The organism is Enterobacter sp. RHBSTW-00318 (genome assembly GCF_014101375.1).
Classification (GTDB): domain Bacteria; phylum Pseudomonadota; class Gammaproteobacteria; order Enterobacterales; family Enterobacteriaceae; genus Enterobacter; species Enterobacter ludwigii.
The window spans coordinates 3,029,568-3,056,209 of sequence record NZ_JABXQH010000001.1; the positions used below are offsets into that span (position 1 = coordinate 3,029,568).

Genomic DNA, 26,642 nt, shown 5'->3' on the forward strand with positions numbered 1-26,642 from the left:
CACGCACCGTCCCATTCAATAGTCAGACGGGAGTAAATAAAGCATGCCTAAGTATCGTTCCGCCACCACCACTCATGGCCGTAATATGGCAGGTGCCCGCGCACTGTGGCGCGCCACCGGGATGACCGACGCCGATTTCGGTAAGCCTATTATCGCCGTGGTGAACTCCTTCACCCAGTTTGTGCCGGGCCACGTGCACCTGCGCGATCTCGGCAAACTCGTTGCCGAGCAAATCGAAGCCTCCGGCGGTGTGGCGAAAGAGTTCAACACCATTGCGGTGGATGACGGTATCGCGATGGGTCACGGGGGTATGCTCTATTCACTGCCGTCGCGTGAGCTGATCGCCGACTCGGTGGAGTATATGGTGAACGCCCATTGCGCGGATGCCATGGTTTGTATCTCCAACTGCGACAAAATTACCCCGGGGATGCTGATGGCCTCCCTGCGTCTGAACATTCCGGTGATCTTCGTCTCCGGCGGTCCAATGGAAGCGGGTAAAACCAAGCTTTCCGATAAAATCATCAAGCTCGACCTGGTCGATGCGATGATTCAGGGCGCGGATCCAAAAGTTTCTGATGAGCAAAGCGATCAGGTTGAACGTTCTGCGTGCCCAACCTGTGGCTCCTGCTCAGGTATGTTCACCGCGAACTCCATGAACTGTCTGACCGAAGCGCTGGGTCTGTCTCAGCCGGGCAACGGCTCGCTGCTGGCGACCCACGCCGACCGTAAACAGCTGTTCCTCAATGCCGGTAAACGCATCGTTGAGCTGACCAAACGCTACTACGAGCAAGATGATGAAAGCGCGCTGCCGCGTAATATCGCCAGCAAAGCCGCGTTTGAAAATGCCATGACGCTGGATATCGCCATGGGCGGTTCCACCAACACCGTTCTCCACCTGCTGGCCGCTGCGCAGGAGGCTGAAATCGACTTCACCATGAGCGATATCGACAAGCTGTCCCGCAAAGTACCGCAGCTCTGTAAAGTTGCGCCGAGTACTCAGAAATACCACATGGAAGATGTCCACCGTGCGGGTGGCGTACTGGGTATTCTCGGTGAGCTGGATCGCGCCGGGCTGCTGAACCGCAACGTCAAAAACGTGCTCGGCCTGACGCTGCCGGAGTCGCTGGACAAATACGACATCATGCTCACGAAAGACGATGCGGTGAAAAAGATGTTCCGCGCCGGCCCGGCAGGTATTCGTACCACCCAGGCCTTCTCACAGGATTGCCGCTGGGACACGCTGGATGACGATCGTGCAGAAGGCTGTATTCGCTCACTGGAACATGCCTACAGCAAGGACGGTGGTCTGGCCGTGCTCTACGGTAACTTTGCAGAAAACGGCTGTATTGTAAAAACCGCAGGCGTGGATGACAGCATTCTCAAATTCACCGGCCCGGCAAAAGTGTACGAAAGCCAGGACGACGCGGTAGAGGCTATTCTCGGTGGTAAAGTGGTGGAAGGCGACGTGGTTGTCATTCGCTACGAAGGGCCGAAAGGCGGGCCGGGTATGCAGGAGATGCTCTATCCCACCACCTTCCTGAAATCCATGGGCCTCGGTAAAGCCTGTGCGCTGATCACCGACGGACGTTTCTCTGGCGGTACGTCTGGTCTCTCCATTGGCCACGTGTCACCGGAAGCGGCAAGCGGCGGCAACATCGCAATTATTGAAGATGGCGACCTGATCGAAATTGATATCCCGAATCGCGGTATTCAGTTGAAACTGAGCGACCAGGACATTGCGGCGCGTCGTGAAGCCCAGGAGGCTCGCGGCGACAAAGCCTGGACGCCAAAAGATCGCCAGCGCGACGTCTCCTTCGCCCTGCGTGCCTATGCGAGCCTTGCCACCAGTGCAGATAAAGGCGCGGTGCGCGACAAATCGAAACTTGGGGGCTAATGATGGCCGAGTCGCAACCGTTATCCGCCGCCCCTGAGGGGGCGGAATACCTCAGGGCGGTGCTACGTGCACCGGTCTATGAAGCCGTGCAGGTTACGCCGCTGCAGAAGATGGAGAAACTCTCCTCGCGCCTCGACAACGTGATTCTGGTGAAACGCGAAGACCGTCAGCCGGTACACAGCTTCAAGCTGCGTGGCGCCTACGCGATGATGGCCGGGTTGACCGATGAGCAAAAAGCGCGGGGGGTGATTACCGCCTCTGCGGGCAACCACGCGCAGGGCGTCGCGTTCTCCTCTGCGCGCCTGGGGCTGAAAGCGCTGATTGTTATGCCGGTTGCTACTGCCGATATCAAAGTGGATGCCGTACGCGGTTTCGGCGGTGAAGTGTTGCTCCACGGCGCAAACTTTGACGAAGCCAAAGCAAAAGCGATAGAGCTGGCGCAGCAACAGGGGTTTACCTGGGTGCCGCCGTTCGATCATCCGATGGTCATTGCCGGGCAGGGGACGCTGGCGCTTGAGCTGCTGCAGCAGGATGCGCATCTCGACCGCGTCTTCGTGCCGGTTGGCGGTGGCGGCCTCGCGGCGGGCGTAGCGGTGCTGATCAAACAGCTGATGCCGCAAATCAAAGTGATTGCCGTTGAGGCGGAAGACTCGGCCTGTCTGAAAGCGGCGCTGGATGCCGGTCATCCGGTGGACTTACCACGCGTCGGGCTGTTTGCTGAAGGCGTGGCGGTTAAACGCATTGGCGATGAAACCTTCCGTCTTTGCCAGGAGTATCTCGACGATATTATCACCGTCGACAGCGACGCCATTTGCGCCGCAATGAAAGATCTGTTCGAAGATGTGCGTGCGGTAGCGGAACCTTCCGGCGCGCTGGCGCTGGCGGGGATGAAGAAATACATCGCGCAACACAACATCCGCGGCGAGCGTCTGGCGCATGTCCTTTCTGGTGCCAACGTGAACTTCCACGGTCTGCGCTATGTTTCCGAACGCTGCGAGCTGGGTGAGCAACGCGAAGCGCTGCTGGCGGTTACCATTCCGGAAGAGAAGGGTAGCTTCCTGAAGTTTTGTCAGCTGCTGGGCGGCCGTTCAGTCACGGAGTTTAACTACCGTTTTGCCGACGCCCGAGATGCCTGCATTTTTGTCGGCGTACGGTTAAGCCGTGGTCTGGAAGAGCGTAAAGAGATCCTCCACCTGCTCAACGAAGGTGGTTACAGCGTCGTGGATCTCTCCGACGATGAGATGGCGAAGCTGCACGTGCGTTACATGGTGGGTGGGCGTCCGTCGAAGCCGCTGCAGGAACGTCTCTACAGCTTCGAGTTCCCGGAGTCACCGGGCGCGTTGCTCAAGTTCCTGCATACGCTGGGCACGCACTGGAACATCTCTCTGTTCCACTACCGCAGCCATGGTACCGATTATGGGCGCGTGCTGGCCGCCTTCGAACTGGGCGAGCACGAGCCTGATTTCGAAACGCGGCTGAACGAGCTGGGCTATGAGTGTCACGATGAAACCCATAACCCGGCGTTCAGGTTCTTCCTGGCGGGCTAGTGGTTAGGCAGTATCTGCCAGAAGGCATCAATAAGCGGCTCCTGCAGCCGCTTTTTTTGTGCGCACACGCCAAGCTCAAACGGCGTTTTTTCGTCGCTGCGCTCCAGAATCATCACGCGATTACGCACCGGTTCCGGGCTGTTCTCCAGGACCACTTCCGGCAGCAGTGCTACGCCGCAGCCCAGCGCCACCATTGACACCATCGCCTCATGCCCGCCAACCGTCGCGTAAATCGACGGATTGCTGATCTTCTGGCGACGAAACCAGAGCTCAATACGTCGGCGCACCGGCCCCTGATCGGCCATGATAAAAGGCACCGTGGACCAGTCCGGTTTTTCCACCGACACCTGATTACGCACCGGGCAGGGTAACGCGGGGGCAATCAACACGACCGCCAGGTTCTCTAGCATTGAGAACGCGACAGCGCCCGGCAGGGTTTCGGGTTTCCCGGCAATGGCAAGATCCGCCTCGCCTGTCACCACTTTTTCCATTGCATCGGCGGCATCACCGGTGGTGAGTTTAATTTCCACCGACGGTTGTTCTGCGCGAAAGCGGTCAAGAATCGGCGGCAGATGGCTATAGGCCGCGGTCACGGAGCAGAAAATATGCAGCTCGCCGGACAGCGATGGCCCTTTCTGGTCAATGGTGTGTCGCAGCTGTTGATACTGCAGCAGCGTTTGTTGGGCAAAGACCCGTAACTCCTCACCGGCTTCCGTCAGGGTGACGGTGCGGTTGTCGCGTACAAACAGGGGCTGACCGAGGTCTTCCTCAAGGCGCTGGATCTGGCGCGAAAGCGTGGAGGGACTGACGTGCATCGCCCGGGCGCTGCGCCCAAAGTGACGGCTTTCCGCCAGATGCAGGAACATTTTCAGATCGCGTAAATCCACTGATTTCACTCCCCCTTTTTACATTGCAAATATTGCAACGTGACGTTGTGAATATATCAATTTCCGCAATAAATTTCCTGTCATATAGTAAGTTCATTCTCGCAAAAGCGAACCGAACAATAAGCACAACAACACAACATCACGGAGTCCATTATGGCTAACTACTTTAATACACTGAATTTGCGCCAGCAGCTGGCGCAGCTGGGCAAATGCCGCTTTATGGCGCGCGACGAATTTGCCGATGGCGCGAGCTACCTTCAGGGTAAAAAAGTGGTCATCGTTGGCTGCGGCGCCCAGGGTCTGAACCAGGGCCTGAACATGCGTGACTCCGGTCTGGATATTTCCTACGCCCTGCGTAAAGAAGCGATTGCTGAGAAGCGTGCGTCCTGGCGCAAAGCGACCGAAAACGGTTTTAAAGTCGGTACCTACGAAGAACTGATCCCCCAGGCAGACCTGGTGGTTAACCTGACGCCAGACAAACAGCACTCTGACGTTGTGCGTTCCGTGCAGCCGCTGATGAAAGACGGTGCGGCGTTGGGTTACTCCCACGGCTTTAACATCGTTGAAGTGGGCGAGCAGATCCGTAAAGACATCACCGTTGTGATGGTGGCACCGAAGTGCCCGGGTACAGAAGTACGTGAAGAGTACAAACGTGGCTTCGGCGTACCAACGCTTATCGCCGTTCACCCGGAAAACGATCCGAAAGGCGAAGGTATGGCGATCGCCAAAGCATGGGCTGCAGCAACGGGTGGCCACCGTGCGGGCGTTCTGGAATCGTCTTTCGTCGCGGAAGTTAAATCTGACCTGATGGGTGAGCAAACCATCCTGTGCGGTATGCTGCAGGCGGGCTCTCTGTTGTGCTTCGACAAGCTGGTGGAAGAGGGGACAGACCCGGCATACGCAGAAAAACTGATTCAGTTCGGCTGGGAAACGATCACCGAAGCGCTGAAGCAGGGCGGTATCACGCTGATGATGGACCGTCTGTCCAACCCGGCGAAACTGCGTGCTTACGCGCTGTCTGAACAGCTGAAAACGATCATGGCACCGCTGTTCCAGAAACATATGGATGACATTATCTCCGGCGAGTTCTCTTCCGGCATGATGGCGGACTGGGCTAACGACGATAAGAAACTGCTGACCTGGCGTGAAGAGACCGGTAAAACCGCTTTTGAAACCGCCCCACAGTTTGAAGGTAAAATCGGCGAGCAGGAGTACTTCGATAAAGGCGTTCTGATGATTGCGATGGTGAAAGCTGGCGTTGAGCTGGCGTTCGAAACCATGGTGGATTCCGGCATCATCGAAGAGTCTGCCTACTATGAATCACTGCACGAGCTGCCGCTGATTGCGAACACCATCGCCCGTAAGCGTCTGTACGAAATGAACGTGGTTATCTCTGATACCGCCGAGTACGGTAACTACCTGTTCTCTTACGCTTGCGTCCCGCTGCTGAAAGAGTTCATGACGACCCTGCAGCCGGGCGATCTGGGCAAAGCGATTGCGGAAGGTGCGGTGGATAACGCGCAGCTGCGTGATGTAAACGAAGCCATTCGCGGTCATGAAATCGAGAAAGTGGGCCAGAAACTGCGTGGCTACATGACCGATATGAAACGTATCGCGGTAGCAGGTTAATACCCGGGCGGGCTGATGCCCTGACCTGACTAAACGTACAAGGCCTTCTCTCAGAGAAGGCCTTGCTGTTATTTGCGGTACAGAACCTTAATAACATGGTAGCCAAACTGCGTGTGCAGTGGGCCTGTGGGTTCCAGCACCGGGCAGGAAAAGACCACTTTATCGAACGCCGGAACCATTTGACCCTGACGGAATTCACCTAAATCACCGCCGCGTTTACCTGACGGACAAATAGAGTGTTTCTTCGCCAGTTTGCCGAAGTCGGCGCCGTTTTTGATCTGCTCGAGAAGATCCAGAGCCAGTTTTTCTTCTTTTACAAGGATATGCAGTGCTGCCGCGGTTTTTGCCATGATCGTGCCTTGAGTGGTATGGATTAGGCTCGCTATACTACCACGCTGTTATTCTCCCCTCCTGACTTTCATTGAGTGATCATTTATGCGTTTAAACCCCGGACAACAACAAGCCGTCGAATTTGTCACTGGACCCTGTCTGGTGCTGGCGGGCGCGGGATCCGGCAAAACGCGCGTCATCACCAATAAGATTGCCCACCTGATCCGCGGCTGCGGGTATCAGGCTCGCCACATCGCGGCGGTGACGTTCACCAACAAAGCAGCGCGCGAGATGAAAGAGCGTGTCGGCCAGACGCTGGGGCGTAAAGAGGCGCGCGGTCTGATGATTTCCACCTTCCATACGCTGGGGCTGGATATCATCAAACGTGAATACGCCGCGCTGGGGATGAAATCCAACTTCTCACTGTTTGACGATACCGACCAGGTGGCCCTGCTCAAGGAGCTCACCGAGGGGCTGATCGAAGATGATAAGGTTCTGCTGCAGCAGCTGATCTCAACGATCTCCAACTGGAAAAACGATCTGATGACCCCGGCCCAGGCCGCGGCGATCGCCAAAGGCGAGCGGGATCGGATCTTCGCCCACTGCTACGGTCTGTACGATGCGCATATGAAAGCTTGTAACGTGCTGGATTTCGACGACCTGATCCTGCTTCCCACGCTACTGCTGCAGCGTAATGAAGAAGTGCGTGAGCGCTGGCAGAATAAAATCCGCTACCTGCTGGTGGATGAGTATCAGGACACCAATACCAGCCAGTATGAACTGGTGAAACTGCTGGTGGGACAGCGCGCGCGTTTCACGGTGGTCGGTGATGACGATCAGTCCATTTACTCCTGGCGCGGTGCGCGTCCGCAAAACCTGGTCCTGCTGAGCAAAGATTTCCCGGCGCTGCAGGTGATCAAACTGGAGCAGAACTACCGTTCCTCCGGGCGTATCCTTAAAGCCGCGAACATCTTGATCGCCAACAACCCGCACGTGTTCGAAAAACGCCTGTTCTCCGAACTGGGTTACGGTACAGAGCTAAAAGTGCTCAGCGCCAACAATGAAGAGCACGAAGCGGAGCGGGTCACAGGCGAACTCATCGCCCACCACTTCGTCAATAAAACCGAATACAAAGACTATGCGATCCTCTATCGCGGCAACCATCAGTCACGCGTCTTTGAAAAGATGCTGATGCAAAACCGCATCCCGTACAAAATTTCGGGCGGGACCTCCTTTTTCTCGCGGCCCGAAATCAAAGATCTTCTGGCCTACCTGCGTGTGCTCACTAACCCGGATGATGACAGCGCGTTTCTGCGTATCGTGAATACCCCGAAACGGGAAATTGGCCCGGCGACGCTACAAAAGCTTGGCGAGTGGGCGATGACGCGTAATAAGAGTCTCTTTACCGCCAGCTTCGATATGGGGCTGAGTCAGACACTCACCGGACGCGGCTACGATTCATTAACCCGCTTTACCCACTGGCTTGGTGAAGTGCAGCGGCTGGCAGAGCGCGAACCTATCGCCGCCGTGCGCGACCTTATCCACGGTATCGACTACGAGTCCTGGCTGTATGAAACCTCCGCCAGTCCGAAAGCGGCCGAGATGCGCATGAAAAACGTTAACCAGCTGTTCAGCTGGATGACTGAAATGCTGGAAGGCTCGGAGATTGATGAGCCGATGACCCTGACGCAGGTGGTTACCCGCTTTACCCTGCGCGATATGATGGAGCGCGGCGAGAGCGAAGAAGAGGCCGATCAGGTTCAGCTGATGACGCTGCATGCATCAAAAGGTCTGGAATTCCCGTATGTCTATCTGGTTGGCATGGAAGAGGGGTTACTGCCGCACCAGAGCAGCATTGATGAAGATAACGTCGATGAGGAGCGCCGTCTGGCCTATGTTGGCATCACGCGCGCTCAGAAAGAGCTGACCTTCACGCTGTGCAAAGAGCGTAGACAATATGGCGAACTGGTGCGCCCGGAGCCGAGCCGTTTCCTGCTGGAGCTTCCGCAGGACGACCTCATCTGGGAGCAGGAGCGTAAAATGATTACGGCTGAAGAGCGGATGCATAAGGGGCAGGCGAACGTCGCTAACATCCGCGCCATGCTGGCGAAAGCCAAAGAGAAGGGGTAGGTTGTTACACGCCCGGCAAGCGTAGCGCTACCGGGCATGTCCGACCCATTATTTCACCTCAAGCACCCAGTGTACGTAGCTCTGCCACTGACACTCCTGCTCGACCATCTCCGCCCCAAGCGGATGATTATCCAGCCAGTTTTCCGGCAACGTCAGCGAAAGTTTCTCGTCATCCGCCACCAGATTGAGTGCCGGCAGCAAATCATCGCGGCGGCGGCTGGCAAACAGAATAGCCAGACGCAGCAGGCGGCACATATGCTCGGCCACGCGCGGCGGTACGGCGTTTTGCTGATGCAAAGAGGAGAGGTCAACGGCGTTGGTCTGGTTCAACAGCAGCGTTGCCAGCAACTTTTTCTGCGCAGGGGTATAGCCGGGTAAATCGAGGTTACGCACCAGATAAGCGGCATGAGCCGGGGCCTGTTTAAAATCAATGCTCAGCCCGATTTCATGCAGTGCACAGGCACTTAGCAGCAGATCGCGACTCAAAGGGTCCAGATCCCAGGCGTTAGCCACATGATCGGCGAAGCGTGACGCCAGCTGTGCCACGCGGCCTGCCTGATCGATATCAACCAGGAAACGACGCTGCACGTTTCGCAGGGTACGGCTGCGAATGTCCTGATCGACCGACAGGTGCAACATCCCGTAGACCAGACCTTCACGCAGCGCGCCACCCGCCAGCGTCATACATTTGATGTTCAGCTCGGTGAAAATGGCGATCAGGATCGCGAGCCCGCTCGGGAATACCAGCGCGCGTTCAAGCGTCAGGCCTTCAATTTCCAGCTCTTCCAGACGCCCGCACTGAATGGCCCGCTGTTTAAGCTGCTGAAGCTTGGCAAGCGTGATTCGCTCATCCATGCCCTGCGCCATCATAATTTCCTGCAATGCCTGCACGGTACCGGAGGCCCCCACGCAGACTTTCCAGCCGTGGTAGCGCAGTTCGTCCATCACCGGGCGTAACACCTCGCGTGCGGCAGTTTCCGCCTCGTCGAAGTTTTCCTGACCCAGATTGCGGTCAGTAAAGTAGCGCTCAAGCCAGGTTACGCAACCCATCGACAGGCTGAATAGTGACGTTGCCTGCGCACCGGTGCCGGTCACGAGTTCGGTACTGGCGCCCCCGATATCCACAACCAGACGACGATCGTCGCCTCCCGTGGTGTGCGCAACGCCCTGATAAATCAGGCGCGCTTCTTCTTCACCGCTGATAACCTGCACCGGACAACCGAGAATTTCCTGCGCTTTGGCAATAAAATCCACGGCGTTAACCGCCAGGCGGAGTGTTGCAGTGGCGACGACGGTGATTTGGGAATGCGGGATATCCTGCAGACGCTCTGCAAAGAGTCGCAGGCACTGCCAGCCACGTTCCATGGCTTCAGGATAGAGGTGATTATCGCTGCTCAGGCCCGCCGCGAGGCGGACCTTGCGCTTAATGCGCGTCAGCGTTTGTATGCTTCCCGCCACCTCGCGCACAACCAGCATATGAAAACTATTCGAACCGAGATCAATTGCCGCATAAAGCGAGGTGGAGCTGAGCATAATTGTTTAACCTGAGCGACGACGATTACGCGGCGCGCCAGATCGACGCGGGCCATTGCCGGAGCGGGCGCGGGTAAGGCGCTTAGCCGGCGGCAGTTCGCTTAATAGCGCATCCGGGTTGTACTTACTCACCGGAATAGAATGGCCGATGTATGTCTCAATCGCCGGCAGGTTCAGCGCATACTCTTCACACGCGAGGCTGATAGAGTGGCCGCTTGCACCCGCACGACCGGTACGACCGATACGGTGTACATAGTCTTCGCAGTCATCCGGCAGGTCATAGTTAAAGACGTGCGTAACGGCTGGGATGTGCAGGCCGCGCGCTGCGACGTCGGTGGCGACCAGAATATCGAGATCGCCACGGGTGAATTCTTCAAGAATACGCAGGCGTTTTTTCTGCGCAACATCGCCCGTCAGCAGGCCAACACGGTGACCGTCTGCAGCCAGATGGCCCCAGATATCTTCACAGCGGTGCTTGGTGTTCGCGAAGATAATGGCGCGGTCTGGCCACTCTTCTTCGATCAGCGTTTGCAGCAGACGCATTTTCTCTTCATTGGAAGGATAGAAGAGTTCTTCTTTGATACGGTGGCCGGTTTTCTGCTCGGGTTCCACTTCCACATATTCGGCGTTGTTCATCTGCTCGAATGCCAGTTCGCGTACGCGATACGACAGGGTCGCAGAGAACAGCATGTTGAGGCGCTGATTCGCGGGTGGCATGCGGCGGAACAGCCAGCGGATATCTTTAATGAAGCCCAGATCGTACATACGGTCAGCTTCATCCAGCACCACAACCTGGATGGCACCAAGGTTAATGTGGTTCTGTTTTGCGTAGTCGATAAGACGGCCGGTGGTACCGATCAGGATATCCACACCGCTTTCCAGCACTTTCAGCTGCTTATCGTAACCATCGCCGCCATAAGCCAGGCCGATTTTCAGGCCCGTAGCCTGCATCAGGGGTTCAGCGTCTGCGTGGATCTGTACCGCCAGTTCTCGCGTCGGGGCCATAATTAGCGCGCGCGGCTGGTTAACTTTGCGGTCTGCAATCGCTGGATGAGAAAGTAAATAATGAAACGTTGACGTTAAAAACGCCATCGTTTTGCCAGTACCGGTTTGCGCCTGCCCTGCTACGTCACGTCCCGCCAGCGTCAGCGGCAGGGCGAGAGCCTGAATGGGCGTGCAGTTATGAAACCCTTTATTTTCAAGGGCTTCGATCACTTTTGGGTGCAGGGCGAAGTCGGAAAACTTCTGTTCTGTTAAATGTGTTTTGCTCATAGTGTGGTAGAATATCAGCTTACTATTGCTTTACGAAAGCGTATCCGGTGAAATAAAGTCAACCTTTAGTTGGTTAATGCGACATCAACACGTCGTTGATGAGGGCGAAACCAACGCACCAGGCTTATTCCTGTGGAGTTATATATGAGCGATAAAATTATTCACCTGACTGACGACAGTTTTGACACGGACGTACTTAAGGCTGACGGGCTGACACTCGTCGATTTCTGGGCTGAATGGTGTGGTCCTTGCAAAATGATCGCCCCGATTCTGGATGAGATCGCTGACGAATATCAGGGCAAACTGACCGTTGCCAAGCTGAACATCGACCAGAACCCGGGCACCGCACCAAAATACGGTATCCGTGGCATTCCGACCCTGCTGCTGTTCAAAAACGGCGAAGTGGCAGCGACCAAAGTGGGCGCACTGTCCAAAGGTCAACTGAAAGAGTTCCTCGACGCTAACCTGGCGTAAGGTTTCTTTGCTGCGCGTCCAGAGCGCCTAAATTATGTGGAACTCTGGACGCCCGGCTGAAGTCGTGCTAAGTTAGCTATGACTTCGTTTTAAACATATCTTGTTGTTTGAATCTTGTTTTACCCGATACTTCCCGTTGTTGACACAAACAGTGCGTGAAGTTGCTAAATTCCGGGCTTGTCACTCAATCCGTCTTGTCGTTTCAGTTCTGCGTTTTTTCCCTGTGACCAGACAGCGAACAGACATGAGTTGATGGCCGCTAAACAGGCATGGATGACCCTGCCATACCATTCACAACATTAAGTTCGAGTATCACCCCGAGTTTAAGAACCCACACCATTATGAATCTTACCGAATTAAAGAATACGCCGGTTTCTGAGCTGATCACTCTCGGCGAAAATATGGGGCTGGAAAACCAGGCTCGTATGCGCAAGCAGGACATCATTTTCGCCATCCTGAAGCAGCACGCTAAGAGTGGCGAAGATATCTTTGGCGACGGTGTGCTGGAGATATTGCAAGACGGATTTGGTTTCCTCCGCTCTGCAGACAGCTCCTACCTCGCCGGCCCTGACGACATCTACGTATCCCCTAGCCAAATCCGCCGTTTCAACCTCCGCACTGGTGACACCATTTCAGGTAAGATTCGTCCTCCAAAAGAGGGTGAACGCTACTTTGCGCTGTTGAAAGTGAATGAAGTTAACTTCGACAAACCGGAAAACTCCCGTAATAAGATCCTGTTTGAGAACTTAACGCCGCTGCACGCGAACTCTCGCCTGCGCATGGAGCGTGGTAACGGCTCAACTGAAGATTTAACCGCTCGCGTCCTGGATCTGGCATCGCCAATCGGTCGTGGCCAGCGTGGTCTGATCGTCGCACCGCCAAAAGCGGGTAAAACCATGCTGCTGCAGAATATCGCGCAGAGCATCGCTTATAACCACCCAGACTGCGTACTGATGGTACTGCTGATTGACGAACGTCCGGAAGAAGTGACCGAGATGCAGCGTCTGGTTAAAGGTGAAGTGGTTGCTTCTACCTTTGACGAACCCGCATCTCGCCACGTTCAGGTTGCGGAAATGGTTATCGAGAAGGCGAAACGCCTGGTTGAACACAAGAAAGACGTGATCATCCTGCTCGACTCCATCACCCGTCTGGCGCGTGCCTACAACACCGTCGTTCCGGCTTCCGGTAAAGTGCTGACGGGGGGTGTGGACGCTAACGCCCTGCATCGTCCAAAACGCTTCTTCGGTGCGGCACGTAACGTGGAAGAGGGCGGCAGCCTGACCATCATCGCTACGGCGCTGATCGATACGGGTTCCAAAATGGACGAAGTTATTTACGAAGAGTTTAAAGGTACAGGTAACATGGAACTGCACCTCTCTCGTAAAATTGCTGAGAAACGCGTCTTCCCGGCTATCGACTACAACCGTTCCGGTACCCGTAAAGAAGAGCTGCTCACCACCCAGGAAGAGCTGCAGAAAATGTGGATCCTGCGCAAAATCATCCATCCAATGGGTGAAATCGACGCAATGGAGTTCCTCATTAACAAACTGGCGATGACCAAAACTAACGATGATTTCTTCGATATGATGAAACGCTCGTAACGCAAATAAAGCCAGCTAGCGCCACGTTTTTACGTGGCGTTTTTCTTTTATGGCTTATACGCTATTAATGTGGACTCCCATTTGAGACCAGTCAGTGCGACAATAAGACTGTTTGTGCAGTTAACGAAATAATTGATTGAAAAATATACAAAGGGAGTTGTAAGAAGCCTTCTTTATTACTTCTGAGGCAGGGGCTTCATGGTTATACTTCCGGGACTAACTTTTGTTGAGAGCAATCCATTGTGAATCTACTCACCGCCGTTACTGAGCTAATCAGTATTTTTTTATTCACAACCTGTTTTTTGTTCATCGCGCGTAAGGTGGCCAAAAGAATAGGGTTGGTGGATAAGCCTAATTTTCGTAAACGTCATCAGGGACTTATTCCTCTGGTTGGAGGGATTTCTGTTTACGCTGGTATCTGTTTCACGTTTGGTATTGCGGATTATTATATTCCACACGCCGCCCTCTACCTTGCCTGCGCCGGTGTCCTGGTGTTAGTCGGGGCGCTGGATGATCGGTTCGATATTGCGGTAAAAATTCGCGCTACCGTCCAGGCCGCCATTGGTGTGATCATGATGGCCGTTGGCGGGCTATACCTGAGGAGCCTCGGCTATGTGTTTGGACCCTGGGAGTTAGTACTGGGGCCCTTTGGTTTCTTCCTGACACTGTTTGCCGTCTGGGCGGCGATAAATGCGTTCAACATGGTGGATGGTATTGACGGCCTGCTCGGTGGATTGTCGTCGGTTTCGTTTGCCGCAATCGGCATCATTTTATGGTTCGATGGCCAGTACAGCCTGTCGATGTGGTGTTTTGCCATGATTGCCGCCATCCTGCCTTATATCCTCTTAAATCTCGGTGCGCTCGGTCGTCGCTATAAAGTGTTTATGGGTGATGCGGGCAGTACGCTGATCGGCTTTACCGTTATCTGGATTTTGCTGGAAACCACACAGGGTCAAACTCACCCGATTAGCCCGGTAACAGCGCTGTGGATTATTGCTATTCCATTAATGGATATGGTGGCGATTATGTACCGCCGCCTGCGTAAAGGAATGAGTCCTTTCTCACCCGATCGCCAGCATATTCATCATCTCATTATGCGCGCCGGTTTTACTTCGCGTCAGGCGTTTGTGCTGATCACCCTGGCTGCCGCTATTCTGGCCACAATTGGGGTGGCTGCGGAATATTCCCATATCATTCCTGAATGGGTCATGTTGGTATTATTCTTGCTAGCATTTTTCCTCTACGACTACTGCATCAAGCGCGCATGGAAAGTGGCAAGGTTTATTAAACGTCTCAAACGCAGGATGCGTCGCAACAGTGGCAATAATACAACATTAACTAAGTAAAACCGGGACTATGATGACTCAACCGTTGGTGGGAGCGAAATCAGTGGTAACTGAGAATGAGCTGGATATTCGGGGTTTGTTTCGCGTGTTGTGGGCAGGCAAACTTTGGATTGCGGGGATCGCGCTGGGGTTTGCATTGTTAGCGCTGGCCTACACCTTCTTTGCAAAACAAGAGTGGAGCGCTACGGCAATCACTGATAAACCAACGGTTAATATGCTCGGGGGGTTCTTTTCCCAGCAGCAGTTCCTGCGTAACCTGGATATCAAAGCCAGTCTGGCCACCCCAGATCAGGCTTCCGTCATGGATGAGGCCTATAAAGAGTTTGTGATGCAGCTGGCTTCCTGGGATACGCGCCGTGATTTCTGGAGCCAGACGGATTATTACAAGCAACGGATGGTGGGCAACAGTAAAGCCGATGCCGCGCTGCTGGATGACATGATTAACAACATTCAGTTTATGCCGGGAGATGCGCTGCGTAACGTCAACGACAGCGTCAAGCTGATTGCCGAAACCGCGCCGGATGCCAATAACCTGTTGCGCCAGTACGTTGCCTTTGCCAGCCAGCGTGCGGCAAGCCACCTGAATGAAGAGCTGAAAGGTGCCTGGGCTGCCCGTACCATCCAGATGAAAGCGCAGGTTAAACGTCAGGAAGAGGTGGCTAAAGCCATCTTCGCCCGCCGTGTACACAATATTGAGCAGGCGCTAAAAATTGCCGAACAGCACAATATTTCCCGCACTGAGACGGACGTGCCGGCAGATGAACTGCCTGATTCAGAAATGTTCCTTCTCGGGCGCCCAATGCTGCAGGCTCGACTGGAAAACCTCCAGGCCGTTGGCCCTGATTTTGACCTCGACTACGATCAAAACCGCGCGATGCTGAACACCCTGAATGTCGGTCCAACAATGGACCCGCGTTTTCAGACCTATCGTTATTTGCGAACGCCTGAAGAACCTGTAAAACGCGATAGTCCGCGCCGCGCATTCCTGATGATCATGTGGGGGATTGTGGGTGCACTGACTGGCGCAGGCGTGGCGTTAACGCGTCGTCGCACTAACTAAGAACGCCGTCTACGATGAAGGCTGCGGCCTTCATCGTTTAATCGAAGAGAATCGATGTGAAAGTACTTACCGTATTTGGCACCAGGCCGGAGGCCATTAAGATGGCACCTCTGGTTCATGCGCTGGCCAGTGATCCTGATATTGAAGCGAAAGTGTGCGTCACTGCCCAACACCGTGAGATGCTCGATCAGGTCTTAACTCTCTTTTCTATCGTCCCGGATTACGATCTCAATATTATGAAACCGGGGCAGGGGTTAACGGAGATAACCTGCCGTATTCTGCAAGAGCTCAAGCCGATTCTGGAGTCCTTCAAACCTGACGTGGTTCTGGTGCATGGCGATACCACCACCACGGTGGCAACCAGCCTGGCTGCGTTTTACCAGCGAATTCCAGTCGGCCATGTTGAGGCGGGTCTGCGCACCGGCAACCTTTATTCGCCGTGGCCCGAAGAGGCCAACCGCACACTCACCGGCCATCTGGCGATGTACCATTTTGCGCCCACCGAAAACTCACGACAGAACCTGCTGCGTGAAAATATTGCCGACAACAAAATCTTTGTCACCGGGAATACGGTGATTGATGCCCTGATTTGGGTTCGTGACCGCGTGCTGTCAAACAACGATCTTCAGAAAGAACTCGCCGCACGCTACCCCTTCCTGAACAATGGCAAAAAAACCATTCTGGTCACTGGCCACCGTCGCGAGAGCTTTGGACGCGGTTTTGAGCAAATCTGTCATGCCCTGGCAGAAATCGCCGCGCAGAATCAGGATGTGCAGATTGTCTACCCGGTGCACCTTAATCCTAACGTCAGCGAGCCGGTCAACCGTATCCTTGGGCATATAGAAAACGTCCTGCTGATTGAACCGCAGGACTACTTGCCGTTTGTCTGGCTGATGAACCACGCCTGGCTGATCCTGACCGATTCCGGTGGTATTCAGGAAGAGGCGCCATCTCTCGGCAAGCCTGTGCTGGTCATGCGTGAAACGACTGAACGCCCGGAAGCGGTGAAAGCGGGCACGGTACGTCTGGTCGGCACCAATGCACAGCTGATCGTCGAAGAGGTGACGCGCCTGCTTCACGACGACGAAGAGTATCAGGCGATGAGCCGGGCCCATAACCCGTATGGTGATGGGCAGGCTTGTGGCCGTATTTTGCATGCACTTAAACACAATCGGGTATCGCTATGAGTTTTACTACCATCTCTGTCATTGGTCTTGGCTACATTGGCTTGCCCACCGCGGCAGCGTTTGCCTCCCGTCAAAAACAGGTTGTGGGCGTGGATATCAACGCGCGTGCGGTGGAAACCATTAACCGTGGCGAAATTCATATCGTGGAGCCCGATCTCGACCGCGTGGTGAAAGAGGCGGTTGATGGCGGATTCCTGCGTGCCAGCACGACGCCGGTCGAGGCGGATGCATATCTTATTGCGGTGCCAACCCCCTTTAAAGGCGACCATGAGCCCGACATGGCTTACGTCGAAGCGGCGGCAAAATCGATTGCACCGGTCCTGAAAAAAGGGGCTCTGGTGATCCTGGAATCCACTTCGCCCGTCGGTGCTACCGAACAGATGGCGCAGTGGCTGGCGCAAGCCCGACCTGACTTACGCTTCCCGCAGCAGGTGGGCGAGCAAGCTGATATCAATATTGCTTACTGTCCTGAGCGCGTGCTGCCAGGTCAGGTGATGGTAGAGCTGATTAAAAACGAACGCGTGATCGGCGGCATGACGCCAGTCTGTTCTGCACGCGCCAGCGCGCTTTACAAGATTTTCCTTGAAGGCGAATGTGTGGTGACCAACTCCCGCACCGCCGAAATGTGCAAGCTCACGGAAAACAGTTTCCGGGACGTGAATATCGCCTTCGCGAATGAACTGTCGCTGATTTGCGCCGATCAGGGGATAAACGTCTGGGAGTTGATTAGCCTGGCGAATCGCCATCCGCGCGTGAATATCCTCCAGCCTGGCCCGGGTGTGGGCGGTCACTGTATCGCTGTCGACCCGTGGTTTATTGTGGCGCAAAACCCGACGCAGGCCCGCCTGATCCGCACCGCGCGTGAAGTGAATGACAGCAAGCCACACTGGGTGCTCAGTCAGGTGAAAGCCACCGTAGCGGACTGTCTGGCTGAGAGCGGCAAACGCGCCAGTGAGCTGAAAATTGCCTGCTTTGGTCTGGCATTCAAACCGAATATTGACGACTTACGCGAAAGCCCGGCGATGGAGATTGCAGAGATGATCGCTGGCTGGCACACCGGCGAAACGATGGTGGTTGAACCCAATATTCATGAACTGCCGGCAAAACTGGCGGGCCACTGTACGTTGACCGCGCTGGATGAGGCGCTGGCGACGGCGGATGTGCTGGTGCTGCTGGTAGATCATAAAGAATTTAAAGCGACGTCCGGTGATGCCGTACGCCAACAGTATGTGGTTGATACGAAAGGTGTCTGGCGTTGAGCCACCTGAAGGGGGTTCTCGAGTCCCTTGAGTGGGAGAGTGCCTTTTTTGGTCTGCCATCAGCCATCGTGCGCCTGCGCGACGATGCGCCGGTTCTGACTGACGCCGACTTCACCGCCTGGCCGCGGGTACAGGCCAGGATCCCCGCAGACCGTGCCGACCTGCTCGATGCGCTCCAGCAACAAGGTTTTCAGCTGGTTGAAGGCGAGGTTGATCTGTCCATTACGCTCGTCTGCCATGATTCGCCCGGTGCGGAAGTGGCAACGGAGCAGGATATCCCCGCGCTGCGTCAGATGGCGGCGCGGGCGTTTGCCCGGAGCCGCTTTCGTGCACCGTGGTATGCACCGGACGACAGTGGGCGTTTCTACGCCCAGTGGGTAGAGAACGCGGTAAAAGGCACCTTTGACCATGTGTGCCTGGTGTTTCGCACTGCAGACGGCCAGATTGAGGGATTTGTCTCGCTTCGTAAGCTCAACGCGAACGAGGGGCGTATTGGTTTATTAGCCGGGCGCGGCATGGGCGAAAAACTCATGCAGGCGGCGCTTCACTGGGCGCAGCAGCAACAGCTTTTGACTCTGCGGGTGGCAACTCAGATGGGCAACACCGCCGCGCTTAAACGTTATATCGCGAGTGGTGCCAACATCGACGCCACCGCTTACTGGTTATACAGGTGACAAGATGATTCCATTTAACGCACCACCCGTCGTGGGCACTGAACTCGACTATATGCAGTCTGCTATGGGCAGCGGCAAACTCTGTGGTGACGGTGGTTTTACCCGTCGCTGCCAGCAGTGGATGGAGCAGCGGTTTCACAGCGCTAAAGTCCTGCTGACCCCGTCTTGTACCGCATCGCTGGAAATGGCGGCGTTGTTGCTGGATATCCAGCCGGGCGATGAAGTGATCATGCCGAGCTATACCTTCGTCTCTACGGCGAATGCCTTTGTCCTGCGTGGTGCGAAAATCGTCTTTGTGGATATTCGCCCGGATACCATGAACATTGATGAGACGCTGATTGAAGCGGCAATCACGGACAAAACGCGCGCGATTGTGCCGGTTCACTACGCGGGTGTGGCGTGTGAGATGGACACCATCATGGCGATCGCCAAAAAACATGACCTGTTCGTGGTTGAAGATGCCGCTCAGGGCGTGATGTCGACCTATAAAGGTCGAGCGCTGGGAACGATCGGCCATATCGGCTGCTTTAGCTTCCACGAAACCAAAAACTATACCGCCGGTGGCGAAGGTGGTGCGACGCTGATTAACGACCGTGCGCTGGTCGAGCGCGCGGAAGTGATCCGTGAAAAAGGCACCAACCGCAGCCAGTTCTTCCGGGGGCAGGTAGACAAATATACCTGGCGCGATATTGGCTCAAGCTATCTGATGGCCGATCTGCAGGCGGCATACCTGTGGGCGCAGCTGGAGGCAGCGGACCGCATTAATCTTCAGCGCTTGTCCCTGTGGCAAACTTATTACGACGCGCTGCAACCGCTGGCCCAAGCCGGGCGAATTGAGCTGCCGACCCTTCCGGCTGATTGCGTCCATAATGCCCATATGTTCTATATCAAACTGCGCGATAACGACGATCGCAGCAAGTTGATTGCCTGGCTAAAAGAAGCCGAAATTCTGGCGGTGTTCCACTATATCCCGCTGCATTCCAGCCCGGCAGGAGAGGCATTTGGGGTCTTCGCGGGTGAAGATCGCTACACCACGAAAGAAAGTGAGCGTTTGCTTCGTTTGCCACTGTTCTACAACCTCGCGCCTGTTAACCAGCGTACGGTGATTAACACCCTTCTGAGTTATTTCGGCTGATATGTCTCTGGCAAAAGCATCGGTGTGGACCGCCGCGTCCACACTTGTCAAAATTGGCGCCGGGCTACTGGTCGTCAAGCTGCTGGCCGTCTCATTCGGCCCTTCAGGCGTCGGGCTGGCAGGCAATTTCCGTCAGCTTGTGACCGTCCTTGGGGTACTGGCTGGCGCAGGGATTTTCAACGGCGTCACGAAATACGTTGCGCAGTACCATGATGATGCGGCCCAGCTTCGCCGTGTTGTCGGTACATCCTCGGCGATGGTCACCGGCTTTTCGACCCTGATGGCGGTTATTTTCCTGCTGGCAGCGGCACCCATAAGCCAGGGGTTATTTGGTCACACCCATTATCAGGGGCTGGTTCGTCTGGTCGCGCTGGTTCAGCTGGGCATTGCCTGGGCTAACCTGCTGCTGGCGCTGATGAAAGGCTTTCGTGATGCGGCCGGGAACGCACTGGCGTTAATCCTCGGCAGCGTCATCGGCGTTATTGCCTACTATTTTTGTTATCGGCTGGGCGGTTATGAAGGCGCGTTGCTGGGGCTGGCGCTGGTACCGGCATTAGTGGTCGTTCCGGCGGCGTTCATGCTAATGCGTCGGGGCACCATTCCGTTGAGTTACCTGAAACCTCAATGGGACAAGGTGCTGGCAAGCCAGCTGGGAAAATTTACCCTGATGGCGCTCATCACCTCCGTCACGCTCCCTGTCGCCTACGTGATGATGCGAAACCTGCTGGCGGCGCATTACAGCTGGGACGAAGTTGGGATTTGGCAAGGGGTGAGCAGTATTTCCGATGCCTACCTCCAATTTATAACGGCTTCCTTTAGCGTCTATTTGCTGCCAACCTTATCGCGCCTGACCTCCAGGCAGGATATCACGCGCGAAATTTCCCGCTCACTGCGGTTTGTCCTTCCCGCCGTTGCGGCAGCCAGTTTAACCGTATGGCTATTGCGCGATGTCGCCATCTGGCTGCTCTTCTCCGCGAAGTTTACCGCCATGCGCGATCTGTTTGCCTGGCAACTGGTGGGCGATGTACTGAAAGTGGGGGCTTACGTTTTTGGTTATCTGGTGATTGCGAAAGCCTCGCTACGGTTGTATATCCTGGCGGAAATCAGCCAGTTTGCATTACTGACCGCATTCTCACACTGGTTGATCCCGGCACACGGTGCGCTGGGGGCGGCTCAGGCCTATATGGCAACCTATATCGTTTATTTCGCTGCCTGTTGCGGCGTATTTTTACTTTGGCGTAAACGCGCATGACTGCACTGATTCACATACTGGGATCGGATATCCCACACCATAACCAGACCGTGTTACGGTTCTTCAATGATGAACTGGCATCGGGGGATCCCGACGCTCGTGAGTTTATGGTTGCCGGTCAGGATAATGGCCTGAGCGTGGTGTGTCCGGCGCTGACTCTCTCTTTCTGGCCGGACAAGGCTGCGCTGGCGAAGGCGGTTGTTGCCAAAGCCAAAGCGGATCGTGAGCAACGTTTCTTTTTCCATGGGCAGTTTAATACCGGCCTGTGGCTGGCGCTCCTGAGCGGGGGGATCAAACCTTCGCAGTGCAGCTGGCATATCTGGGGAGCCGATCTTTACGAAGTCTCCAGCGGCTGGAAATTCCGTCTTTTCTACCCATTGCGGCGCATGGCGCAGGGGCGTGTGGGATGCGTTTTCGCGACCCGTGGCGATCTCAATTATTTTGCTAAACGCCACCCTGACGTACGCGGTGAGCTACTCTATTTCCCGACCCGAATGAACCCGGCGCTGAACAACATGGCGAATGATACGCCGCGCGAGGGTAAACTGACGATTCTGGTGGGTAATTCAGGCGATCGCAGCAATGAACATCTTGCCGCGCTCAGGGCGGTACATCAGCAGTTTGGCGACACCGTCAACGTGATTGTGCCGATGGGGTATCCGGCCAATAACGATGCCTATATCGATGAGGTCCGCCAGCAGGCACTCGCGTTATTTAGCGCCGGGAATGTGCACATTCTCCACGATAAGCTGGAATTTGATGAGTATCTTGCGCTGCTGCGTCGGTGCGATCTGGGCTATTTCATCTTTGCGCGTCAGCAAGGAATTGGCACGCTGTGTCTGCTGATTCAGGCGGGTGTGCCCTGCGTACTCAATCGCGAAAACCCATTCTGGCAGGACATGGCGGAGCAGCATCTGCCGGTGCTGTTTACTTCCGACGTGCTTAACGAAGAGGTGGTCCGCGAAGCGCAGAGACAACTGGCGCTGGTGGACAAAAGTGCCATCGACTTCTTTAGCCCGAACTACCTCACGCCGTGGCACCGCGCGCTGCGTATCGCTGCAGGAGACAAAGCATGAGCCAGTTGCAATTCAGCGGCTTACTGATCGTTTGGCTTCTGAGCACTTTATTCATCGCCACGCTCACCTGGTTCGAGTTTCGTCGGGTGCGTTTCAACTTTAACGTCTTCTTCTCGTTACTGTTTCTTCTGACCTTCTTTTTCGGATTCCCGCTGACCAGCATTCTGGTCTTCCGGTTTGATGTGAGCGTTGCCCCGCCCGAGATCCTGCTCCAGGCGATCCTGGCAGCGACCTGCTTCTACGCCGTCTACTACGCCACCTATAAAACGCGCCTGCGTTCAGCGCAATCCACCGTGCCGCGCCGGGCGCTCTTCACCATGAACCGGGTGGAGACGCACCTGACATGGGTGATGTTGATGACGATCGCGCTGGTAAGCGTGGGTATCTTCTTCATGCACAATGGTTTTCTGCTGTTCAAGCTCCAGTCCTACAGCCAGATTTTTTCTGCCGAAGTGTCGGGCGTTGCGCTTAAGCGTTTCTTCTACTTCTTCATTCCGGCGATGCTGGTGATCTTTTTCCTGCGTCAGGACAGCAAAGCCTGGCTGTTTTTCCTGGTGAGCACCGTCGCCTTCGGTTTCCTGACCTACATGATTGTGGGAGGGACGCGTGCAAACATCATCATCGCTTTCGCAATCTTCCTGTTTATCGGCATCATCCGCGGGTGGATCTCTTTATGGATGCTGGTGGCTGCTGGGGTGTTTGGCATTGTTGGCATGTTCTGGCTTGCCCTGAAGCGCTACGGGCTCAACGTAGCCGGTGACGAGGCGTTTTACACATTCCTCTATCTCACGCGCGACACCTTCTCGCCGTGGGAAAACCTGGCGTTGTTGCTGCAAAACTACGACAAAATCGATTTCCAGGGCCTTGCGCCTATTGTGCGCGACTTTTATGTCTTTATCCCAACCTGGCTGTGGCCAGACCGTCCCGGTGTCGTACTCAACACGGCAAACTATTTTACCTGGGAAGTGCTGAACAACCACTCAGGCCTTGCGATCTCACCTACGTTGATTGGCTCGCTGGTGGTGATGGGGGGAAGCTGGTTTATCCTGCCGGGGGCGGTGGTGGTGGGGCTGATCATCAAGTGGTTTGACTGGCTCTACGTGCGCGGCAACGAAGAAACAAACCGCTATAAGGCGGCTATTTTGCACAGTTTCTGCTTTGGTGCCATTTTCAATATGATCGTTCTGGCGCGTGAAGGGCTGGATTCATTCGTGTCGCGCGTGGTTTTCTTCATGGTCGTTTTTGGCATCTGCCTGTTACTGGCCAAACTGTTGTACTGGCTGTTTGACAGTGCAGGGCTTGTGCATAAGCGCGAGCCGCAGGGCAGCACAACGCTGTCGCAAGTGTGAGTAGGGAAAGTCATGACGGATAAAACTTCTGCACCGCGCTATACGCTGCGCGGTCTGCAGCTTATTGGCTGGCGCGATATGCAACACGCGCTGGATTTTCTGTTCGCTGGTGGTCAGATGAAATCTGGTACGCTGGTCGCCATTAATGCGGAAAAGATGCTGGCGGTGGAAGACAACGCCGAAGTGAGAGGCCTGATAGAAGCGGCTGAATTTAAATATGCCGACGGTATCAGCGTGGTGCGTTCAATCCGCAAAAAGTATCCTGGCGCTAATGTATCTCGCGTGGCAGGGGCCGATCTCTGGGAGCAACTGATGGCACGCGCAGGGGCGGAAGGCACGCCGGTATTCCTGATTGGCGGTAAGCCGGAGGTACTGGCGCAGACCGAAGCGAAATTGCGCAGTCAATGGAATGTTAACATCGTGGGCAGCCAGGATGGCTACTTCAAACCAGAGGCCCGGCAGGCGCTGTTTGAACGCGTTCGCGACAGTGGAGCGAAAATCATCACCGTGGCGATGGGCTCCCCACGCCAGGAGATCCTGATGCGTGACTGCCGTCAGGTGTGTCCGGATGCCCTTTATATGGGCGTTGGCGGAACGTATGACGTCTTTACCGGCCATGTTAAGCGTGCGCCCAAAGTCTGGCAAAACCTGGGGCTGGAGTGGCTGTATCGCCTGCTATCTCAGCCGACGCGGATTACACGACAGATCCGTCTGCTTCGCTACCTTACCTGGCACTACACCGGGAAAATGTAATCAAAATGTAGCGCGATATGCTGTTCGCGCTGCAACTCCCCTGCAAAACTGCTGCGAATCTGTGCAATGCATTCATTTTTTTTATGCATCGTTTGCCATTTGCCGCATTTTAAGAAACCATTCGCCCCGTATTTTAGTACCCCTAAAAAACAATACCCGGCCTTAAGTCGGGAAACAGCAAACACAATCGAGGATCTATGGCAGAGAAAAAACCGGAGCTACAGCGTGGGCTGGAGGCTCGTCATATTGAACTGATAGCGCTGGGCGGCACTATCGGCGTGGGCCTGTTTATGGGCTCCGCAAGCACGCTCAAATGGGCAGGACCTTCGGTCTTGCTGGCTTATATCATTGCGGGATTGTTCGTTTTCTTCATCATGCGTTCGATGGGCGAAATGCTCTTCATGGAGCCCGTCACGGGTTCCTTCGCGGTTTACGCGCACCGATATATGAGCCCGTTCTTTGGCTACCTGACGGCCTGGTCATACTGGTTTATGTGGATGGCGGTTGGCATTTCTGAAATCACGGCGATAGGGGTCTACGTGCAGTTCTGGTTCCCGGACATGGTCCAGTGGATACCGGCGCTGATTGCCGTGGGGCTGGTGGCACTGGCAAACCTTGCTGCCGTTCGTCTTTATGGTGAAATCGAATTCTGGTTTGCGATGATCAAAGTCACCACCATCATCGTGATGATTGTGGTCGGGCTGGGCGTTATCTTCTTCGGCTTTGGTAACGGCGGGCACGCCATTGGCTTTGGTAACCTGACCGAAAACGGCGGCTTCTTTGCGGGCGGCTGGAAGGGCTTCCTGACGGCACTGTGTATCGTTGTGGCCTCTTATCAGGGGGTTGAGCTTATCGGTATTACCGCGGGTGAAGCGAAAAACCCGCAGGTTACGCTGCGCAGCGCCGTAGGCAAGGTGCTGTGGCGTATCCTGATTTTCTATGTGGGGGCGATCTTCGTTATCGTAACCATCTTCCCGTGGAATGAAATTGGCACGACCGGTAGCCCGTTTGTCTTAACCTTCGCAAAGATTGGCATCACGGCAGCAGCAGGCATCATTAACTTTGTGGTTCTGACGGCGGCGTTGTCAGGTTGCAACAGCGGGATGTACAGCTGCGGACGTATGCTCTACGCGCTGTCCAGAAACAACCAGCTGCCAGCGGCAATGGCGAAAGTTTCGCGTGCGGGCGTACCGGTTGCGGGGGTGGCGGTGTCGATTGTGATCCTGCTGATCGGCTCCTGCCTGAACTACATCATCCCGAATCCGCAGCGCGTGTTCGTTTATGTCTACAGCGCCAGCGTGCTGCCAGGCATGGTGCCCTGGTTTGTTATCCTGATTAGCCAGCTGCGTTTCCGCCAGGCACATAAAAAGGCCATCGCCAGCCATCCGTTCCGTTCTATTCTGTTCCCGTATGCCAACTATTTGACGATGGCGTTCCTGGTTTGCGTATTAATCGGAATGTACTTTAATGAAGATACGCGCATGTCGCTGTTTGTCGGGATGATCTTCCTGGCGGCGGTGACCGCGGCGTATAAGCTTTTTGGTCTGGGCCGCCGCGCTACCTCGCAGAAAGTGGAGGAATAAGCGGCAAAATGTGCAAACCATAACCAAACGCGCATTTTTTTCAAAAAAGCACTAGACAGCGGGGTCGGAGGTACGTAATATCCAGCCCCGCAACGGCGCTAAGCGCCCGTAGCTCAGCTGGATAGAGCGCTGCCCTCCGGAGGCAGAGGTCTCAGGTTCGAATCCTGTCGGGCGCGCCATTTTAGTCCCGGCGCTAGAGCTGCGGTGGTCTGAGAAGTAGTCAGTACCGCGTGAAAGAATACAGTGGTGGCTATAGCTCAGTTGGTAGAGCCCTGGATTGTGATTCCAGTTGTCGTGGGTTCGAATCCCATTAGCCACCCCATTATTGAAAGAGTTGTGAATTGCGAAGGTGGCGGAATTGGTAGACGCGCTAGCTTCAGGTGTTAGTGTTCTTACGGACGTGGGGGTTCAAGTCCCCCCCCTCGCACCACGACTTTTTAATGAATTGAACTAAAAATTCAAAAAGCAGTACATCGGCGAGTAGCGCAGCTTGGTAGCGCAACTGGTTTGGGACCAGTGGGTCGGAGGTTCGAATCCTCTCTCGCCGACCAATTTTGAACCCCGCTTCGGCGGGGTTTTTTGTTTTCTGCGCCTTTCTTTCCTCTGTAGTGATTCCACGACAACAGCCGGCTTTCTTGTCGCGATTCAGCGACACATAACACATTGAAAGT

The 26,642-nt window shown here is 55.1% G+C and carries 21 protein-coding genes and 4 tRNA genes; 21 read left to right on the forward strand and 4 right to left on the reverse strand.

The window, feature by feature from the left end:
• Positions 1-43 precede the first annotated feature (43 nt).
• A complete protein-coding gene (gene ilvD / locus HV157_RS15025) occupies positions 44-1,894 on the forward strand; it encodes a dihydroxy-acid dehydratase (protein ID WP_182268674.1) in 1,851 nt (616 codons plus the stop codon).
• 2 nt (positions 1,895-1,896) lie between these two features.
• Positions 1,897-3,441, forward strand: coding sequence for a threonine ammonia-lyase, biosynthetic (gene ilvA / locus HV157_RS15030; RefSeq protein ID WP_182268675.1), 1,545 nt, complete (start codon positions 1,897-1,899; stop codon positions 3,439-3,441).
• On the opposite strand, the gene ilvY is transcribed toward ilvA, so the two are convergent.
• Positions 3,438-4,328: an HTH-type transcriptional activator IlvY gene (ilvY, locus tag HV157_RS15035; protein ID WP_020882896.1), complete on the reverse strand. Its 891-nt coding sequence runs from the start codon at positions 4,326-4,328 to the stop codon at positions 3,438-3,440. The genes ilvA and ilvY overlap by 4 nt on opposite strands.
• Before the next feature lie 153 nt (positions 4,329-4,481).
• Between ilvY and ilvC the strand changes: the two genes are divergently transcribed.
• Positions 4,482-5,957: a ketol-acid reductoisomerase gene (gene ilvC / locus HV157_RS15040; RefSeq protein WP_014172161.1), complete on the forward strand. Its 1,476-nt coding sequence runs from the start codon at positions 4,482-4,484 to the stop codon at positions 5,955-5,957.
• Positions 5,958-6,025: 68 nt separating this feature from the next.
• Here ilvC and ppiC read toward each other — a convergent pair whose 3' ends face one another.
• A complete protein-coding gene (gene ppiC, locus HV157_RS15045) occupies positions 6,026-6,307 on the reverse strand; it encodes a peptidylprolyl isomerase PpiC (protein ID WP_008501570.1) in 282 nt (93 codons plus the stop codon).
• An 85-nt stretch (positions 6,308-6,392) separates the two neighbouring features.
• On the opposite strand from ppiC, the gene rep reads away from it, so the two are divergent.
• A complete protein-coding gene (gene rep, locus HV157_RS15050) occupies positions 6,393-8,417 on the forward strand; it encodes a DNA helicase Rep (RefSeq protein WP_182268676.1) in 2,025 nt (674 codons plus the stop codon).
• 48 nt (positions 8,418-8,465) lie between these two features.
• Here the strand turns inward: rep and gppA are convergent, their stop codons facing one another.
• Positions 8,466-9,950 carry a guanosine-5'-triphosphate,3'-diphosphate diphosphatase gene (gene gppA / locus HV157_RS15055; protein ID WP_182268677.1) on the reverse strand — a complete coding sequence of 495 codons (1,485 nt, stop codon included), beginning with the start codon at positions 9,948-9,950 and terminating at the stop codon, positions 8,466-8,468.
• Between the two features lie 6 nt (positions 9,951-9,956).
• A complete protein-coding gene (gene rhlB, locus HV157_RS15060; protein WP_014172158.1) occupies positions 9,957-11,222 on the reverse strand; it encodes an ATP-dependent RNA helicase RhlB in 1,266 nt (421 codons plus the stop codon).
• A 144-nt stretch (positions 11,223-11,366) separates the two neighbouring features.
• Between rhlB and trxA the strand changes: the two genes are divergently transcribed.
• From trxA to HV157_RS15145, 17 genes are all read left to right on the forward strand, one after another.
• Positions 11,367-11,696 carry a thioredoxin TrxA gene (trxA, locus tag HV157_RS15065; RefSeq protein WP_004386384.1) on the forward strand — a complete coding sequence of 110 codons (330 nt, stop codon included), beginning with the start codon at positions 11,367-11,369 and terminating at the stop codon, positions 11,694-11,696.
• 341 nt (positions 11,697-12,037) lie between these two features.
• Positions 12,038-13,297, forward strand: coding sequence for a transcription termination factor Rho (gene rho / locus HV157_RS15070; RefSeq protein WP_008501566.1), 1,260 nt, complete (start codon positions 12,038-12,040; stop codon positions 13,295-13,297).
• A 242-nt stretch (positions 13,298-13,539) separates the two neighbouring features.
• Complete coding sequence (wecA, locus tag HV157_RS15075) at positions 13,540-14,643, forward strand: UDP-N-acetylglucosamine--undecaprenyl-phosphate N-acetylglucosaminephosphotransferase (RefSeq protein WP_182268678.1); 1,104 nt, start codon at positions 13,540-13,542, stop codon at positions 14,641-14,643.
• 13 nt (positions 14,644-14,656) lie between these two features.
• Complete coding sequence (gene wzzE / locus HV157_RS15080) at positions 14,657-15,703, forward strand: ECA polysaccharide chain length modulation protein (protein WP_182268679.1); 1,047 nt, start codon at positions 14,657-14,659, stop codon at positions 15,701-15,703.
• Between the two features lie 56 nt (positions 15,704-15,759).
• The gene (wecB, locus tag HV157_RS15085) at positions 15,760-16,890 is read left to right on the forward strand and encodes a UDP-N-acetylglucosamine 2-epimerase (non-hydrolyzing) (protein ID WP_014172153.1); all 1,131 of its coding nucleotides are present in this window, start codon (positions 15,760-15,762) and stop codon (positions 16,888-16,890) included.
• Complete coding sequence (gene wecC / locus HV157_RS15090) at positions 16,887-18,149, forward strand: UDP-N-acetyl-D-mannosamine dehydrogenase (RefSeq protein ID WP_182268680.1); 1,263 nt, start codon at positions 16,887-16,889, stop codon at positions 18,147-18,149. The genes wecB and wecC overlap by 4 nt, the downstream gene beginning before the upstream one ends.
• Entirely contained in the window at positions 18,146-18,823 is a 678-nt protein-coding gene (rffC, locus tag HV157_RS15095) for a dTDP-4-amino-4,6-dideoxy-D-galactose acyltransferase (RefSeq protein ID WP_182268681.1), read from the forward strand. Before wecC ends, rffC begins: the two co-directional genes overlap by 4 nt.
• Positions 18,824-18,827: 4 nt before the next feature.
• Positions 18,828-19,958, forward strand: coding sequence for a dTDP-4-amino-4,6-dideoxygalactose transaminase (rffA, locus tag HV157_RS15100; protein ID WP_020882890.1), 1,131 nt, complete (start codon positions 18,828-18,830; stop codon positions 19,956-19,958).
• A gap of 1 nt (position 19,959) precedes the next feature.
• A complete protein-coding gene (gene wzxE / locus HV157_RS15105) occupies positions 19,960-21,210 on the forward strand; it encodes a lipid III flippase WzxE (protein WP_014172149.1) in 1,251 nt (416 codons plus the stop codon).
• Entirely contained in the window at positions 21,207-22,286 is a 1,080-nt protein-coding gene (locus HV157_RS15110) for a TDP-N-acetylfucosamine:lipid II N-acetylfucosaminyltransferase (protein WP_182268682.1), read from the forward strand. The genes wzxE and HV157_RS15110 overlap by 4 nt, the downstream gene beginning before the upstream one ends.
• Positions 22,283-23,635 carry an ECA oligosaccharide polymerase gene (wzyE, locus tag HV157_RS15115; RefSeq protein WP_182268683.1) on the forward strand — a complete coding sequence of 451 codons (1,353 nt, stop codon included), beginning with the start codon at positions 22,283-22,285 and terminating at the stop codon, positions 23,633-23,635. Before HV157_RS15110 ends, wzyE begins: the two co-directional genes overlap by 4 nt.
• A gap of 12 nt (positions 23,636-23,647) precedes the next feature.
• Entirely contained in the window at positions 23,648-24,388 is a 741-nt protein-coding gene (gene wecG / locus HV157_RS15120) for a lipopolysaccharide N-acetylmannosaminouronosyltransferase (protein WP_047356050.1), read from the forward strand.
• Between the two features lie 197 nt (positions 24,389-24,585).
• Complete coding sequence (locus HV157_RS15125; protein ID WP_014172144.1) at positions 24,586-25,971, forward strand: amino acid permease; 1,386 nt, start codon at positions 24,586-24,588, stop codon at positions 25,969-25,971.
• Between the two features lie 102 nt (positions 25,972-26,073).
• Positions 26,074-26,150: transfer RNA gene (locus tag HV157_RS15130), tRNA-Arg, on the forward strand.
• A gap of 67 nt (positions 26,151-26,217) precedes the next feature.
• Positions 26,218-26,293 (forward strand) — tRNA-His (locus HV157_RS15135).
• Between the two features lie 21 nt (positions 26,294-26,314).
• A tRNA-Leu gene (locus tag HV157_RS15140) sits at positions 26,315-26,401 on the forward strand.
• Positions 26,402-26,445: 44 nt separating this feature from the next.
• Positions 26,446-26,522, forward strand: a tRNA-Pro gene (locus tag HV157_RS15145).
• The last annotated feature ends 120 nt before the right edge of the window (positions 26,523-26,642 follow it).

Excerpts from the sequence above, each read along its gene's own strand:
- ilvD (WP_182268674.1), top strand. The coding sequence starts at position 44 with ATGCCTAAGTATCGTTCCGCCACCACCACTCATGGCCGTAATATGGCA.
- ilvA (WP_182268675.1), top strand. The coding sequence starts at position 1,897 with ATGGCCGAGTCGCAACCGTTATCCGCCGCCCCTGAGGGGGCGGAATAC.
- ilvC (WP_014172161.1), top strand. The coding sequence starts at position 4,482 with ATGGCTAACTACTTTAATACACTGAATTTGCGCCAGCAGCTGGCGCAG.
- ppiC (WP_008501570.1), bottom strand. The coding sequence starts at position 6,307 with ATGGCAAAAACCGCGGCAGCACTGCATATCCTTGTAAAAGAAGAAAAA.
- rep (WP_182268676.1), top strand. The coding sequence starts at position 6,393 with ATGCGTTTAAACCCCGGACAACAACAAGCCGTCGAATTTGTCACTGGA.
- gppA (WP_182268677.1), bottom strand. The coding sequence starts at position 9,950 with ATGCTCAGCTCCACCTCGCTTTATGCGGCAATTGATCTCGGTTCGAAT.
- rhlB (WP_014172158.1), bottom strand. The coding sequence starts at position 11,222 with ATGAGCAAAACACATTTAACAGAACAGAAGTTTTCCGACTTCGCCCTG.
- trxA (WP_004386384.1), top strand. The coding sequence starts at position 11,367 with ATGAGCGATAAAATTATTCACCTGACTGACGACAGTTTTGACACGGAC.
- rho (WP_008501566.1), top strand. The coding sequence starts at position 12,038 with ATGAATCTTACCGAATTAAAGAATACGCCGGTTTCTGAGCTGATCACT.
- wzzE (WP_182268679.1), top strand. The coding sequence starts at position 14,657 with ATGACTCAACCGTTGGTGGGAGCGAAATCAGTGGTAACTGAGAATGAG.
- wecC (WP_182268680.1), top strand. The coding sequence starts at position 16,887 with ATGAGTTTTACTACCATCTCTGTCATTGGTCTTGGCTACATTGGCTTG.
- rffA (WP_020882890.1), top strand. The coding sequence starts at position 18,828 with ATGATTCCATTTAACGCACCACCCGTCGTGGGCACTGAACTCGACTAT.
- wzxE (WP_014172149.1), top strand. The coding sequence starts at position 19,960 with ATGTCTCTGGCAAAAGCATCGGTGTGGACCGCCGCGTCCACACTTGTC.
- HV157_RS15110 (WP_182268682.1), top strand. The coding sequence starts at position 21,207 with ATGACTGCACTGATTCACATACTGGGATCGGATATCCCACACCATAAC.
- wzyE (WP_182268683.1), top strand. The coding sequence starts at position 22,283 with ATGAGCCAGTTGCAATTCAGCGGCTTACTGATCGTTTGGCTTCTGAGC.
- wecG (WP_047356050.1), top strand. The coding sequence starts at position 23,648 with ATGACGGATAAAACTTCTGCACCGCGCTATACGCTGCGCGGTCTGCAG.
- HV157_RS15125 (WP_014172144.1), top strand. The coding sequence starts at position 24,586 with ATGGCAGAGAAAAAACCGGAGCTACAGCGTGGGCTGGAGGCTCGTCAT.